Source organism: Hyphomonas sp. J20-32, from assembly GCF_055808555.1.
Genome location: NZ_CM147873.1, coordinates 2,987,200 through 3,001,342, shown reverse-complemented (window position 1 = coordinate 3,001,342; position 14,143 = coordinate 2,987,200). Strand labels below are relative to the sequence as shown.

Genomic DNA, 14,143 nt, shown 5'->3' with positions numbered 1-14,143 from the left:
CGGGCCCCAATTCATGCAACTGTTTCGGACCATACAAGTCCTGTCGATGGGTGCAACGGATCAGGGCAGCGATCCCTGAATCGTTACAGAAAATTAGTGTGGCGTGCCGCAACGCCCCGCGCCGGGCGCCTGGCCGAATCAGTCAAATTCGCTGGACCCGAAATCTCCGATGGATTTGAGCGAGAAGCGGAACTGGAAGCTTTCCGACGGACCGAGCGTGCGGTCGACCAGTTCCGAGCGCTGGTAGATGATCTCGAAGCGTGAGCAGTCGTCCTCATAGGCGATGCCGACTTCCCGCTTCGCATTGAGGTTTGCGGTGATGTCGCGCAACTGGCCGTAGACCAGCGAATAGCGGTCGGTGACACGCAGCTCGCCGCGCAGGAAAATGCCCTCGTCCGGGCGGCCGCGTGGGCTGATGCGTTCGTTGATATTGTAATATTGGCCGACTGCGCGCAGGCGCTTGTAATTGGTCGTCAGCCGGGCATCGATACGGTTCAGCTTGAGGCCGTCATCATCGAGGCGCACGCGGGTGTCGACGCGCAAGGCCTGGCCGAAATCGGCCGTGGACTCGGCGACCCAGTCGGACGACGTGCCGTCGAGATTGCTGGCGACATCGAAATTCGGGTCTGTGCGCGACCGCCAGCGGCGACCGAGAGTCGTGCTGAATTCGGGACCGTTCTTGAACACGGCGCGGGCGGTGACGCCGGCCGACGCCTTGCCGTCGCCTTCATAGAGATCGTAATTGCCGAAACCATTGGCCTCGAACAGGCTGCCTTCGTCGAATTCATAGAGCTCGCTGTCCTCGTTCGGAATGGCGGAATCGTTGGCGTTGGAAAAGCCCCAGGCGGCCATGATCGCGGGCTCGACCATGATGTCGACCACCTTGCCCGGACGGACCAGGGGATAGGCAATTTTTACCCCGGCATTGCCGACGGCGCGCGAGACGTCCGGCTCGCCCGAAACGGCCTCATCAAGGGCATAATAGTCGGCCCGGATTTCCGCGAAAGGCTTGAAGGTGAAACCGCCGGGCAGCACGCTGAGATTGCTCCAGTCGCCGCCGACGCTGATGCGCTGGCTGTCGGCGCCGATGTCACGTGTCAGCACGGCCGACGAGACATTCACGGCAGCGAAGCCGTAATCGCCGAGGTCCCAGTATTTTTCGCCAAAGAAGACGGGCGCGACCGTAGGCAGGGCGCCGTCAGTGTCGTTTTCCCGCAGGCCCTGAAAGTCGAGCACAGCCACGTCGGCGTAATAGGCGTCGCCCTGGCCGACGGCGAAAAGTTGCGACAGAAGGCGTCGCGGCTGGCTCTTGTAGAGGCCGCGGCGTTCGCCCTGGCCGTCGATGTCGTAGCGGCGATCGAACAGGTCATCGGTCTGGGTTTCGACACCGAAGCCCCACTGCCATTCCGGCGAAATGGCGAACAGGCCCTTGCCGTAGAGGTGGCCGCGCCATTTCTCGTCGCCGAACTTCTCGCCGTCACTGTCGAAATTGGCTTCGTTGGTGATGCTCGTATTGATCTTGATTCCGCCGGAATAGAACCGCTTGCGGATGTCGAGTTCGAGAAGCGGATTGACGTTGGCGCTGACCATGGGGGCAATCGTGACGTCAGACGATTCCGAGAGCGCCCAGTAATAGGGCTGCTGGTAAAAGGTTCCGAGCTTCGAGGACACACCGCCCGATGGCACCAGGAATCCGGACCGCCGTTCGGATGTCGGATCGGGATGGGCGAGATAGGGGAAGTAGAAGACCGGTATGCCGAGCACTTCAAACACGGCGTCGCGGTAGGAAATCATCTGGCTTTCCTGGTCGAGCACGGTGCGGCGGGCCCGAAGGGACCAGGTGGGCGTGGTGCGTTCGTCGCAGACCGGGCAGGCCGTGTAGACCGCCTGTTCGAGGGCGTTGATGCCGTCTGACTGCCGGATCGCGGAATTGGCAACCACGGTTGCGCCATCAGGCAGGCGCGCGGAGAAGCCGATGGCATAGCCGTCTTCAAGGTTGGAATTGACCTCGATCTCGTCGGCGAACTGTTGCGAGCCGTCAGGGTCGACGATGACGACATTGCCCGTGGCGCGCACGCGGTCGGTTGTCTTGTTGTAGATGATCCGGTCGGCGCGAAGGACGCGGCCCTCATACAAGGCCTCGACATTGCCTTCGGCAACGATGCTGTTTTCGTCCCGGATTTCGTAGATATAGTCGGCCTCGAGGACGACGTGCTCCTCTGCCTCGGATGTCGGCTGGGTGATGGAAACGGTTTCCTGCGCATGAGCAGACAGGGCCCCGGATGTCACCAGACCCAATGCAGCGGCGTAGTGGAGCCAGTTCGCCAAGTCGGGGTTACCTCAGTCACATCTGCGCATCGAAAGGCACTGTGTGCCTGCGCCGGGTTCATTGATTTGACTGGAGGCTTAGAGGTGATGGCCCGGATCGTCCAGCCATCGGCGGCTCGTGGCGGCATTTTCCTGTGCCGGGCGGTGTTTTCGCGACACAGGCGCGGCCTGAGTCAAACCACCCGGGCCGCGAGACCTCCCGGCAAGGTGATCGCCTCGCCTGAAAGCTCCAGTTCTGCAAGGATTGCTGCGCAACGCGCGGCACCGAGGCCGCTGGCGCGGGCGATTTCGTCGATTGGCATCGGATGGGGCGAGAGGGCTTCGCGGACACTGGCGAGCTGGCTCTCCGGGAGGGGCTCGTCGCCGGATTCGGGCTCGAAAGGGTGTGCAGGAGGCGCAGAGACGTGCCCGGAGCTGAGCGACGAGAGAATTTCGAGCACGTCCGCCGCATGCCGGACCAGTGAAGCACCTTGATAGATAAGGGCATTTGTGCCTGTGGCGCGCGGATCAAGCGGCGATCCCGGCACGGCCATGACTTCGCGGCCCTGTTCACCGGCCATGCGGGCCGAGATCAGCGATCCCGAGCGTTCGGCGGCTTCGACGACGACGACTCCGCGTGAAAGACCCGTGATGATGCGGTTCCGGCGGGGGAAGTCCTGTGCCTTGGCGCGGTAGCCGAAGGGACTTTCTGAAACGATGAGGCCTTCGGCAGCAATTTCGGCGTAAAGGCGCTCGTGCTGGGGCGGGTAGACATGGTCGATGGCGCCGCCAAGGACGGCGATGGTGCCCGTGCGCAGGGTGGCGGCGTGAGCCTCGCCGTCTATGCCAAGCGCGAGGCCGGACACGGTGACAAGGCCCGCTGCGCCGAGGCCGGCAGCGATGTCGCGGGCGAGCTTGCGCCCGGCTGCGGACGCGTTGCGGGCGCCGACAATGGCGACCGTGGGCTGTGCGGCGAGGGGCGCCCGGCCCAGGAGGGTAAGGATGGGCGGGGGTGGGGCCAGAGTGCGCAGGAGGGGCGGGAAGTCCGCCTCGCAGCTCGCCACGATACGGGCGCCGTAGGCGCGTGTCGCTTCGATCTCGGCGTCAATTTCGTCGATTGAAGGCGCGACTATGGGACGGCGCCGTCCGGCTCGGCGGGCGATCTCAGGCAGGGCGTCGAGGGCGGCGGAGGGGCTGCCGAAGCGTTTCAGCAATTGTGCGAATGTGACAGGGCCGACATTCTGCGTGCGGGCGAGGCGGATCCAGTCGTGCCGCTCACTGTCGGGCAGGACCGGCACCAGGTTCATGCCTCCGGTTTGGCCTTGGGCGAGCCGAAGCGTGGCTCGGTGCCTTTAAGGAGACGGGAAAGATTGGCGCGGTGCGTGTAGAACACAAAGAGGGACAGAAGGGTCAGTCCAGTGAGGACGACCGTATTGCGCTCCCCCAGGAGCCAGGCACCGGGCGGGACCAGCACGGCAGCTGTCAGGGCGGCCAGTGACGAGATCCGTGTGATCGCGAAGACGATGAGCCAGACGGGCGCAGCCACGAAGAAACCCGGCAAGCTCGTAAACGGCAGGAGGCCAGCATAGGTGGCAACGCCCTTGCCGCCCTTGAAACCGAGCCAGACGGGATAGCAATGCCCGACAAAGGCCATGGCGCCGGCAACGAAACCGATCTCGCGACCGAAGACATACGTGAACGCGAATGCGACGAGCCCTGCCTTGAAGCTGTCAAGCAGGAGCGTGGCAAGGGCGAGGTCCTTGCGACCGGTGCGCAGCACATTCGTTGCGCCGATACTTTTAGAGCCGATGGCCCGGATGTCGCCCAGGCCAGCCGCTCGGGTAATCAGCAGGCCAAACGGAATCGAGCCTGCGAGATAGCCGCAGGCCACAGCCGCGCCATACCCGATGGATGCTTGCATGCCGTCGTCTCCCTCTGGTGTCTTCTGGAGATGGTGTACGAACAGCACCTGCGTGCGGCAAGAGCCTAAGGATCAATCGTCCAGCAAAGCCGCCCGCACCGGTTCGATCCAGGCTTCATTGTCGGCATCATAGGACCGGAAGTTCGACGACAGGCCCCAGTGACACCAGCCGAACCGGTTTGCCTCGGCGAGATGCCGGACGCTGCCGATCCATTTTGCGCGCTGCTCGACCGGCGCAGCGTCGAACACGCCGAATTCGCCGAGCAGAAGCGGCAGGTTATGCTTGTCCCGGAAAGCCGCAGCGAGGCGAAAGTCCATGGCGATGCGGTCGACGTCGGCCGCGTCGCCCCAGTTTGTACCGACGGGCGGGGTCGGCCTGAAGAATTCCGCACCTTGATGCGTGAAGACGAACGGTTCGTAATAGTGCCAGGACAGGATGATGCGGGGGTCGGGTGGCGGCTGGCTTTGCAGGAGGCCGTCGAGGGTTCCCCATTCCGCTGTGGCCAGGATGATCCAGCGCTCGGGCTGGGTCTTTCGGATCTTGCGGACGATACGCTTGTTCAGCGAGTCGGTCCGCTGGGGAGTCATCTTGGTGTGAGGCTCGTTCAGGACTTCGAAGATCAGCGAGTCCGGATAGGATTCGTAGTGCGCTGCGAGCTGTTTCCAGATGGCCTCGAGCCGCCTTTCATGCCGCGAGGGCCGGATATTCAGGTCGTAATAATGGTGAACGTTCAGGATGACGTTCATATCCCGTGCCAGCGCATAGTCGATGATCTCGTCGGTGCGAGCGAGCATCTTCTTGTCCAGCTTGTAGCGGCCCCAATTGCCCGCGAAAGCCGACCAGCGCACCGGTAGGCGGATCGTGTCGAAGCCGGCATCTGCGAGGCGGTCGATATCCTCGCGCCGCACGGCGTAACCCCACTCGCCTTCATAGGCCGCCTCGAGCGCGCTGCTCAAGTTCATGCACCGTTGAATAGGCGGCATTGGCGGTTCGTAAGGTGTCGCAACCGGAATGGAGGTGCTTGCCGTGCTGAAAATCAATGCGCACGCGAGCGCGAATGTAGCCCGGCCTAGTCTCTTGCGCAGCATACCCATGCAACCGATGTGACAGCATGGTAGCGCGCGGTCAACGCGATGTCTCCCAGCAGCGGGTGCGCCTCGCCGCCAGGCCTCTTTTCGGGACGTGTCCCGGCACTATCTGGCTTCAAGAAACCGGCATGAATTCGAACACGGTTTCGCCGCCAACAAACGTACGCATGACACGTCCCTGAAGGCGCCGCCCATCGAATGGCGAATTGGTCGAGCGCGATCGCAGGTGCTCGCGTTCGCAGAGCCATGGCTTGCCGGGATCGAACAGGATGAGGTCGGCCGGTGTGCCGGATTTCAGCCGGCCCTGGGGCAGGCCAAGCAGGTCGGCTGGGCGGCAGGTGACGGGCGCGAGAGCGTCCAGTAGCGGCAGGCCGGCATCAGTGACCAGACTCATGAGTGCGGCGAGCGTGGTTTCGAGCCCCGCAGCGCCGAAGGCGGCCTCGCCGAACGGCAGCCGCTTTTCTTCCGGCGGCTGGGGATCGTGGGCCGAGACGACCGCGTCAATTTCGCCGCGCTTCAGGGCGGTGATCAGGCCTTGGCGCGTGTCCTCGTCGCGGAAGGGCGGGTTGACCTTGCAATAGGTGAGGTAATCGCCGACGTCGCGCTCGTTGAAGAACAGGGTATGGGCGGCGACCGTGGCGTGGACTTTCGCGCCGCGTGCCCGCGCTTCGGCGACGATTTCCAGCGTGCGGGCCGTAGAGACCTGATCGAGCACGAGCCTGCACCCGGTCGATTCCGCAAGCATCACATCGCGGGCAGCGCCGATCCACTCGGCTTCGACGGGGATGCCCGACAGGCCGATGCGGGCGGCGAGGGCACCGGAATTCATCACGCCTGATCCGCTCAAGGCCCGGTCGTCTGGACGGGACATGACCAATGCGCCACGGCTGGCGGCATAGACCATCGAACGCTTCATGATCGAGGCGTTGGCGACTGGCGTATCGCCATTGGTGAACGCAATGGCGCCTGCGTCAGCCATCAGTCCGATCTCGGCCATCAGGTCGCCGCCGAGGCCAACGGTCAGCGCGCCGGCCGGATAGATGCGGGCCTTGGCAGTTTCGCGGGCGCGTTCGCGGATGAAGCGCACGAGCGCAACATCATCGATCGTGGGGCGCGTGTCGGGCATGACAACAAAGCTGGTGACACCGCCCGCGACAGCGGCGCGCGAGGCCGTGGCGAGGGTTTCCTTCTGCTCGTCGCCGGGCTCGCCGGTCTTGACGCGCAAATCGATCAGGCCCGGAGCGAGGCAGAGGCCGCCAGCGTCGAGGGTTTCCTTCGCATCGGGATGAGGGCCTGACTGGCCCCTGGCGACATCCTTGATCTTGCCCTTGTCGATTAAGATTGCGCCCGGTTCGTCGAGACCGGTTGCTGGGTCGAGCAGGCGGGCATTGTAAATCGATAGGCTCATCGGTTTGTCCCCGCCAGAAGGTCAAGCACGGCTTCGCGGACGGCAACGCCCATCTCCACCTGTTCGGTGATGACGGATTGAGGCCCGTCGGCGATGGCGCTTTCGATTTCGATGCCACGGTTCATCGGGCCGGGGTGCATGACCGTGGCGTCCGGCAGGGCGAGCGCGAGGCGATCAGCCGTGAGGCCGAAATAACGGAAATATTCGCGTCGGCTGGGCAGGAAGGCGCCGTCCATGCGTTCCAGCTGAAGACGAAGCATCATCACCACGTCGGCGCCCTTCAGGGCGGCGTCGAAATCGGTCGTGGCACTGGCCGCGCCCCAGGTTTCCGTGCCGGGGGGCAGGAGCGTGCGGGGACCGCAGAGGTGGACCTCGGCGCCGAGCAGGTGGAGGGCCATCGTGGTGGAACGGGCGACGCGGCTGTGGGCGATGTCGCCGCAGATGACGACTTTCAGGCCTTCGACCCGGCCTTTGGCGCGGCGGATGGTGAGCGTGTCGAGCAGGCCCTGTGTCGGATGCTCGTGGGTGCCGTCGCCGGCATTGATGACGGCGCAGTCGACCTTGCGCGAGAGGAGCTTGGCGCCGCCGGAGGCCGAGTGGCGGATGACCAGCACGTCCGGCTTCATGGCGTTCAGCGTCATCGCCGTATCGATCAGCGTTTCGCCCTTCTTCACGCTGGATTGGGCGACCGGCATGTTGATAACATCGGCGCCGAGGCGTTTCGCAGCGATCTCGAAACTGCTCATCGTGCGGGTGGAATTCTCGAAGAAGAGATTCACCACGGTGCGGCCGGTGAGGACCGGATCGGCGCGTTTTCCGGCGCGGGTGGCGTCCGCATAGCGGTCGGCCAGATCCAGAATGTGCGTGATGTCTAGAGGGTGAAGGCCTTCGATTCCCAGCAAATGCTCGTGATCGAAGCTGTGAGTGTATCCCGCCATTGCCATGGAGGCCCTTTCGATTTGTGGCGGTTTAGGCGCGATTCCGGCCGTTCGCAAGTCTCAGCCGCTGACCAGCAGGTAGAGCAGTGGCAGAGTCAGCATGGCCAGAACGGTCTGGACGGCGATCAGGTTGGCTGCGAGCGGGGCATCGCCGCCAAGTTCGCGGGCCAGGATGTAGGAGCTGGTAGCCGTTGGCGTGGCGGCGCAGATCACGGCGATGGTCAGGGCCATGCCGGACAGGCCGAAGGCGAGGCCGAAACCAATCGCGAGGGCCGGCAGGCCGAGAAGGCGGACCAATGACCAGACGAGGGTGCGCGGCCCGGCGCGCTTCAGGGCGGAGAGATCGACCCCGGCCCCGGCGGACAGGAGGCCGAGGGCGAGGGCGGCATCTCCGAGAATGCGCAGCATGTCGTCAGCGAGCCGGGGCAGTTCGACATTGCCGGCAGCGAGGCCGATGCCGAACACGCAGGCGAGGACGATGGGGTTGCGAGACAGCGCGAGAAGCGGCTTCGGGGCCGGGCCATGGGGCGTCTCGGCATGGGCGATCAGGGCGTAGACCGAGAGGACATTGGCAGTGGGGATCATCACGGCGGCCGCGATGGTGACGAGCGCGAGGCCCTCCTGTCCGTACAGGAGGCTGCCGATGGACAGGCCGATCATCGTGTTCCAGCGCACGTTCGACTGGATGACCGTGCCGACAGCAGGCCGGCTCATATTGGGCATGAAGCGGGCGAGGAGGCCGATGCCGCCCAGCACCAGCTGGGCGAGGATCAGCGCGGCCGCGAGGCGCCATGGCGCGGTCTCGAAGGGCGTATTCGCCAGCGTCCTGACGATCAGCGCCGGAAACAGGACGACATAGGACAGGCGTTCGATGGCGCGCCAGCTTTCGGCGGGAATCCAGTTGCGGGCCGACAGGAGGTGGCCGAGCGCGACAATCGCAATAACGGGAAGCAGTGCGTAGAGAAATCCGCTCACGCGAGGCGCTCCAGGCGGTCGAGGGCAGACTTGAGGATGATCGCAGCGGCGGTGGCGTCGATCATTTCAGCGCGGCGCCTGGCCGGTATCGAGGCCTCCTGCATCACGCTCTCGGCCTCGTCGCTGGAGAGGCGTTCGTCCTGGAAGGCAATCGGCACATCGCGCTTGAGCAGGATATTGTAGGCGAGGGCGCGGGACGACTGGGCGCGCCGGCCTTCGGTCTCGTCCATGTTGAGCGGCAGGCCGATGATCAGGGCGACCGCCTTGCGCTCGTCATAGATCTCGAACAAGCGGGTGAGGGAGGGCGCAAGCGTCTTGCCACGACGGATCGTCTCGACGGGCGTGGCGAGCATGCGGATTCCGTCGGTTGCGGCGACGCCCAGGGTCCTGGAACCGGGGTCGATGCCGAGAAGGACGCCGGTGCGCGGCAGGGAGGCGAGGTCTGTAACGGGCATAGGCGGCTCACATAGCGCCTTGAAGCCGCGTTGCCTATCGCGTATTCGGGCGCAACCGTATCAAGCCACCGGAGCCCGTGCCATGAGTGTTACCAAGGATGATGTCCGCAAGGTTGCCCGCCTGTCGCGCATTGCCGTGCCGGAAGAGCGCCTCGAAGAGATGGCCGGCGAACTCAATGGCATCCTCGGCTGGATCGACCAGCTGAACGAAGTGGATATCGACGGTGTCGAGCCGATGACCTCGGTCGTGGAAACAAGCCTGCCGATGCGCGACGATGTGGTGACGGACGGCAATATCCAGGACCAGGTGCTGGCCAACGCCCCGCGCAGCGAAGACGGGTTTTTCGTGGTGCCGAAGGCAGTCGAGTAGGCTGCCCCTCAACACCGTCCCCGGCCAGCAACACATGGATTGACCTTTTGTTGAGGTCCGAAGGATAGCCCTTCTGTAAAGATACAGGAGGCCTCCGATGAGTTTGCCAGAAGAAGCCGGCCAAATGCTGCAAATGTTGCGGGCCGAACGAAAGTATTCGGTTCACTGCATTGTCAGCGACATTTCGCTGTCATTCGTGGCTGAGACGCTCCAGTCAGTCGGCGTCTCCGTTTCATTGACGCACGATGCACGGGAAGTCGACGATTTCCTTGAGAGTTCACAGTCCTTGCTGTTGCAGCTCGGCTCGCTGACCGAACTCAAGGAAACGGGTATGATGACGGCCATCGACACGGTACGGCGCGGCGGCAAGCCATGGGTGCTTGATCCCCGGCTCGCGCATCGCTCCATTTTCCGGGCCGAGCTGGCGAGGCGGCTGGCGGACAACCGGCCCAAGGTGATCTGCGGCAAGCCTCGCGACCTCGTCAGTGTCCGTCGCTCGGTGCGCAACACCGGATTGCAGGACTTTGCCACGGCGATGAAGACGACGCTCGTGAGCATTGGCCCCGAAGACGAGATTGTCGGCCCCCTGAGATCGGCAACGGTCCACAATCATTCAAACTTGATGGACAATATCGTCGCTGTCGATTGCGCGGTGTCTGCGCTGTGCGCTGCATTTTGCGCTGTCGAACTGGACGGTTTCAAAGCCGCGTGCGGCGCCTTGCTCGTTGCGAGAATTGCCGGCGAACGTGCAGGCCGGACTGCGCGTGGGACCGGCTCGTTTCCGGCTGCATTCCTGGATGAGCTGTGGACGCTGACACCTGAGGATATTGCGGCGAGTGCGAATATCGACACCCGAACCAACCCAAATATCTGACCGGCCTTATTTAAACCTAACGCGCTCCCCACATGTTCCTGAGGACCAGTTTCTGGTCCCTGCACAGGAATACGATCATGGCCAAAGGTCAGAAGAAATCGAACAAGGAAGTCCGCAAGCCGAAGGCGGAAAAAGTGAAGACGAACGCGTCCAATCCGTCGTTGAAGACGGGCGCGATCAAGGGTCTCGAGCACCTCAAGCGCTGAACATCCCGGCGCCGCCTGACGCGGCGTCCATGATTGCCTGCGGCGCCCGACCGGCAGCATAGTCTCCCGGAACATAACCGGGAGGCTGTGATGTCCGTGCTGACAATCGAGACAAAGGACCATGTTACCCTGATGACGCTGCGGCGGCCGCAGGTGATGAATGCCCTGAATTACGAACTCTACATGGCGCTCGAAGACGCCGTGCGCGACAGCGAGGCGCGGGTGATCGTGATCACCGGCGAAGGGCGCGGTTTCTGCACCGGCGACGATGTGAAGGAAATCCTGAGCCAGAAGGCGAAGGGCCCGGCCGAGATGGCGGCCCGCGGGCGCCGGACGGGCGGCCTGACTCCAGCGGCCGACGCGCTGCTCTACACGAACATTCCGGTGATTGCGGCGGTCAACGGCTTCGCGCTTGGTTGGGGCATGGAACTGGCCCTGATGGCGGACATCCGCGTGGCGTCCGAGACGGCGAAGTTCGGCGAACTGTTCGTGCAGCGCGGTCTGTGTTGTGACGCGCCGGGGCTGGGCCGGCTGGCGCAGGTCGTGGGCCGGGAGCGGGCGGCGGAACTGTTGTTCACGGGCGAGATCATTGATGCGCAAGCGGCGAAGGAGATCGGCCTGGTGTCCCGCGTTGTCGCGCCGGACGACCTGTTGCCGACAGCACTGGAAATTGCGGGCAAGATCGCCGCCAATCCGCCGCGCGCGGTGCAATCGATCAAGGCCGGCCTGCGCCGCACGCTGGACCCGGACTGGCGCGATGTCGGCAGCTGGGCGATCAAGGAAATCCGGAGCCTGATGGAAACAGAGGATGCCGCCGAGAGCGCTGCGGCGTTCCTGGAGAAACGAAAACCCGTGTTTACTGGACGATAAATCCGGATCGGTGAAATTTCACCGACCGAATTCAGCATAATTCAAAGCCCTTGTGTCAGATTGGAACTTAGCCAAGCCGTCGGGGGCCGGAGAAGTCATGTCTGTCGTATCGTCGTTTTCACCCACTCCGTTCGAGGACCATCCGGTTCCGGAATTCTACAATCCGGAGGCGGCCGCATTTCATTCCGGCCTTGGGAAATATGTGCCGCGGCGTATCGAAAAGCTGGTGGAAGAGGCTGCGGAAGGTTTCGGGAAGGAACCTTTCCTCACCACGGCGCTGCCGAATGGCGCCAGCGCGACGCTCAATTTTGCCGAGGTCGAGAAACACTCCGCGAACCTCGCGCGCTACCTGCGCGAAGAGCTGAAGCTGGAGAAGGGCGACGTCGTCGCATTGCAATCGCCCAATTGCATTTCGAACGTGCTGGCGATGCTGGGTGTCCTGCGCGCCGGTCTCGTTCTGACCAATATCAACCCGCTCTACACAGCCCACGAGACGCGCCGGCAGCTGCGCGACGCGCAGGCCAAGGTCCTGATCACGTCCAGCCTGTTTCCCGAGATGACCGAAGACGCGCTCAAGGGCACCGATATTGAATCGGTTATTGTCCTGTCCCTGACGGACTTTTTCTCGCCTGTGAAGAAGGCGGCAATGGATTTCGTTCTGCGGCACGTGAAGAAAATGGGGCGCCCGCTGTCGATCAGGAATGTGTCTATGACCGCAGCGTTGAAGCGGGGCGCGGCCTATGCGACTCCCATGTCGGCCTATGCCGCAGACAGGGATGCGACCGACGATGCGATCTTCCAGTATTCCGGTGGAACGACCGGCGTGTCGAAAGGCGTACGCCTGACCGAGGCGGGCATTGTGACCAATGTCGAACAGTTTGCCAGCCTGTCGCCGCACATGATCGACCAGCCGGGCCAGACCATGTTGCTGGTCCTGCCTGTCTATCATGTGTTCGGGTTGTTCTCGTCGGTTATCGCGCTGCGCAATGCCGCGCACCTTGTCCTGGTGCCAAGCCCCAAGCCACTGTCGAACCTGAAGGCAGCTTTCCGGAAATTCCGTCCCAACGCGTTTCCCGGCGTCAGTACGCTGTTCGCCAAGCTGATGGACGAGAAGTGGTTTTACGAGAACCCGCCACAACTGACCCTGACGATTTCCGGCGCCATGGCGCTGAGCCCGACCGTGCGGACTGAATGGACCGGCCTGACCGGTTCGAGCGTGATCGAAGGCTATGGCATGACCGAGACAACGACGCTGATCAGCATGAACCCGCCGGATGCCCGCGCGCGGGCAGGTTCGGTTGGCCTTCCGCTGCCGGGTACAGGCGTGTCGATCCTGCGCGACGATGGCAGCTTTGCCGCGCCGGGGGAAACCGGCGAGATCGTCGTCGCCGGGCCGCAGGTAATGGCAGGCTATTTGGGCCGCCCGGAAACGACGTCGGCCGCCTTTCATGCCGGTTGGATGAGGACCGGCGATGTCGGCTATCTCGGCGATGACGGCTATCTTTTTCTCGTCGATCGCATGAAGGACATGTTGCTGGTGGGCGGGTTCAACGTTTTCCCGAACGAAGTGGACGCTGTACTGGCAGAACATCCCGGCATTGCGGAAGCAGCCGTTGCGGGCGTCTCCGACGGCAAAACCGGTGACACGATGCATGCGTTTGTCGTGCGCCGTGACCCCAACCTGACGGCGGCAGAGGTGCAGGCGCATTGTGCCGAATGCCTGACGGGCTACAAGCGGCCCCGCGCGGTGCACTTCGTCGACGAACTGCCAAAATCACCGATCGGCAAGGTCGTGCGGCGGGAATTGCGGGCGATGGTCAATGCCGGATTGGCCCAGTAGGCCAGCCAACCCGGAAACCGGACTTCGCAAACGAAAGTGCGACGCTTCATGTTCTGAAGCAGATTGCTTTGTGCCCTGAAGTATCGGCGCACAGGCGGCGACCCTATCCTCTCTCCATCAGCCAGACACAAGGAGACAGGCCATGATACCGACAATCGAGACAACCTATTCGAAGACACCCGAACCCTGGAAGGGTGCGGGCCGGGAACTTGGCACCCTGACAAGCCGGATAAAATCCTGGACATATTCAGCGGCTTTTTTCATCGCGTTCTTTGCCCTGATCGCATCGCCAGCGGGCTATACCGTCCATATGATCACCTGATCAGGTGAGGCGCTGGCCAGAAGCCACGCGCAGACTGTTGCGGGTGGCCTTGACGCGCATGCGGGCGCTAGAGCGTGAAATGCTCCGTGTGCCCGAAGCCCTGACTGTAATCGAGCAGGGAGATGAATCTCGGTTCCACTCGATAGATCGCGATTCCGGACGCATCTTCAGGCACGAAAGCCGAGAGTTGCGGGAATTTTTCCAGCATGAGTTGACCGACCTTCTGCAACTCGTCGCCATCCGTGACGGGTGAAACCTCGGCGCCCATGGAGAGGCCCTCGATCTCGTTCCACGTTTCGTAGGGGCGGTCGATCGTCAGGGACACCTTGTTGCTCCAGGCGAGGTTCCTGGCTTTTTGGGAGTTGGGCGAGGTGCCGAAATAGATGGTCAGGCCATCGTTGACATAGCTGACGGTTGTCGCCTGCGGATACAAGTCGGGGCGCAGGGTCGCGATGGTCAGGTCATTGACGTCGTCGATGATCGACACAATCTGCGCGCGTTTTGCCTGATCCATGATTCCGGCCCGATGCTTCCAGTGTTGAGGATGTGGCATTCATAGCCTGCCTCA

At 63.1% G+C, this 14,143-nt stretch carries 15 protein-coding genes; 6 read left to right on the top strand and 9 right to left on the bottom strand.

What is annotated here, in order from left to right:
- Nucleotides 1–138: 138 nt before the first annotated feature.
- From AC0L7I_RS14495 to ruvX, 8 genes are all read right to left on the bottom strand, one after another.
- A complete protein-coding gene (locus tag AC0L7I_RS14495) occupies nucleotides 139–2,328 on the bottom strand; it encodes an LPS-assembly protein LptD (RefSeq protein WP_473397139.1) in 2,190 nt (729 codons plus the stop codon).
- A 173-nt stretch (nucleotides 2,329–2,501) separates the two neighbouring features.
- The gene (gene dprA / locus AC0L7I_RS14490; protein WP_473397138.1) at nucleotides 2,502–3,614 is read right to left on the bottom strand and encodes a DNA-processing protein DprA; all 1,113 of its coding nucleotides are present in this window, start codon (nucleotides 3,612–3,614) and stop codon (nucleotides 2,502–2,504) included.
- Nucleotides 3,611–4,228, bottom strand: coding sequence for a glycerol-3-phosphate 1-O-acyltransferase PlsY (gene plsY / locus AC0L7I_RS14485; RefSeq protein WP_473397137.1), 618 nt, complete (start codon nucleotides 4,226–4,228; stop codon nucleotides 3,611–3,613). The genes dprA and plsY overlap by 4 nt, the downstream gene beginning before the upstream one ends.
- A 72-nt stretch (nucleotides 4,229–4,300) precedes the next feature.
- Nucleotides 4,301–5,191 carry a glycoside hydrolase family 5 protein gene (locus AC0L7I_RS14480; RefSeq protein WP_473397136.1) on the bottom strand — a complete coding sequence of 297 codons (891 nt, stop codon included), beginning with the start codon at nucleotides 5,189–5,191 and terminating at the stop codon, nucleotides 4,301–4,303.
- Nucleotides 5,192–5,432: 241 nt separating this feature from the next.
- Nucleotides 5,433–6,725 (bottom strand): dihydroorotase, encoded by a 1,293-nt coding sequence (gene pyrC / locus AC0L7I_RS14475; protein WP_473397135.1) that lies wholly within the window; start codon nucleotides 6,723–6,725, stop codon nucleotides 5,433–5,435.
- Entirely contained in the window at nucleotides 6,722–7,663 is a 942-nt protein-coding gene (locus AC0L7I_RS14470) for an aspartate carbamoyltransferase catalytic subunit (RefSeq protein WP_473399161.1), read from the bottom strand. The genes pyrC and AC0L7I_RS14470 overlap by 4 nt, the downstream gene beginning before the upstream one ends.
- A 60-nt stretch (nucleotides 7,664–7,723) precedes the next feature.
- Nucleotides 7,724–8,638: an AEC family transporter gene (locus tag AC0L7I_RS14465; RefSeq protein WP_473397134.1), complete on the bottom strand. Its 915-nt coding sequence runs from the start codon at nucleotides 8,636–8,638 to the stop codon at nucleotides 7,724–7,726.
- A complete protein-coding gene (ruvX, locus tag AC0L7I_RS14460) occupies nucleotides 8,635–9,093 on the bottom strand; it encodes a Holliday junction resolvase RuvX (RefSeq protein WP_473397133.1) in 459 nt (152 codons plus the stop codon). The genes AC0L7I_RS14465 and ruvX overlap by 4 nt, the downstream gene beginning before the upstream one ends.
- Before the next feature lie 82 nt (nucleotides 9,094–9,175).
- On the opposite strand from ruvX, the gene gatC reads away from it, so the two are divergent.
- The 6 genes from gatC (at nucleotide 9,176) to AC0L7I_RS14430 (ending at nucleotide 13,575) form a co-directional block, all read left to right on the top strand.
- Nucleotides 9,176–9,463: an Asp-tRNA(Asn)/Glu-tRNA(Gln) amidotransferase subunit GatC gene (gene gatC, locus AC0L7I_RS14455; protein ID WP_473397132.1), complete on the top strand. Its 288-nt coding sequence runs from the start codon at nucleotides 9,176–9,178 to the stop codon at nucleotides 9,461–9,463.
- A gap of 97 nt (nucleotides 9,464–9,560) precedes the next feature.
- Nucleotides 9,561–10,337: a hydroxyethylthiazole kinase gene (locus tag AC0L7I_RS14450; protein ID WP_473397131.1), complete on the top strand. Its 777-nt coding sequence runs from the start codon at nucleotides 9,561–9,563 to the stop codon at nucleotides 10,335–10,337.
- Between the two features lie 77 nt (nucleotides 10,338–10,414).
- Complete coding sequence (locus tag AC0L7I_RS14445; protein WP_473397130.1) at nucleotides 10,415–10,543, top strand: hypothetical protein; 129 nt, start codon at nucleotides 10,415–10,417, stop codon at nucleotides 10,541–10,543.
- Between the two features lie 90 nt (nucleotides 10,544–10,633).
- Nucleotides 10,634–11,413, top strand: coding sequence for an enoyl-CoA hydratase/isomerase family protein (locus tag AC0L7I_RS14440; RefSeq protein ID WP_473397129.1), 780 nt, complete (start codon nucleotides 10,634–10,636; stop codon nucleotides 11,411–11,413).
- 97 nt (nucleotides 11,414–11,510) lie between these two features.
- On the top strand, nucleotides 11,511–13,253 hold the full coding sequence (locus AC0L7I_RS14435; RefSeq protein WP_473397128.1) for an AMP-binding protein: 1,743 nt from the start codon (nucleotides 11,511–11,513) through the stop codon (nucleotides 13,251–13,253).
- 142 nt (nucleotides 13,254–13,395) lie between these two features.
- Nucleotides 13,396–13,575 (top strand): hypothetical protein, encoded by a 180-nt coding sequence (locus AC0L7I_RS14430; protein ID WP_473397127.1) that lies wholly within the window; start codon nucleotides 13,396–13,398, stop codon nucleotides 13,573–13,575.
- A gap of 67 nt (nucleotides 13,576–13,642) precedes the next feature.
- Here AC0L7I_RS14430 and AC0L7I_RS14425 read toward each other — a convergent pair whose 3' ends face one another.
- Nucleotides 13,643–14,089, bottom strand: coding sequence for a pyridoxamine 5'-phosphate oxidase family protein (locus AC0L7I_RS14425; protein WP_473397126.1), 447 nt, complete (start codon nucleotides 14,087–14,089; stop codon nucleotides 13,643–13,645).
- Between the last annotated feature and the right edge of the window lie 54 nt (nucleotides 14,090–14,143).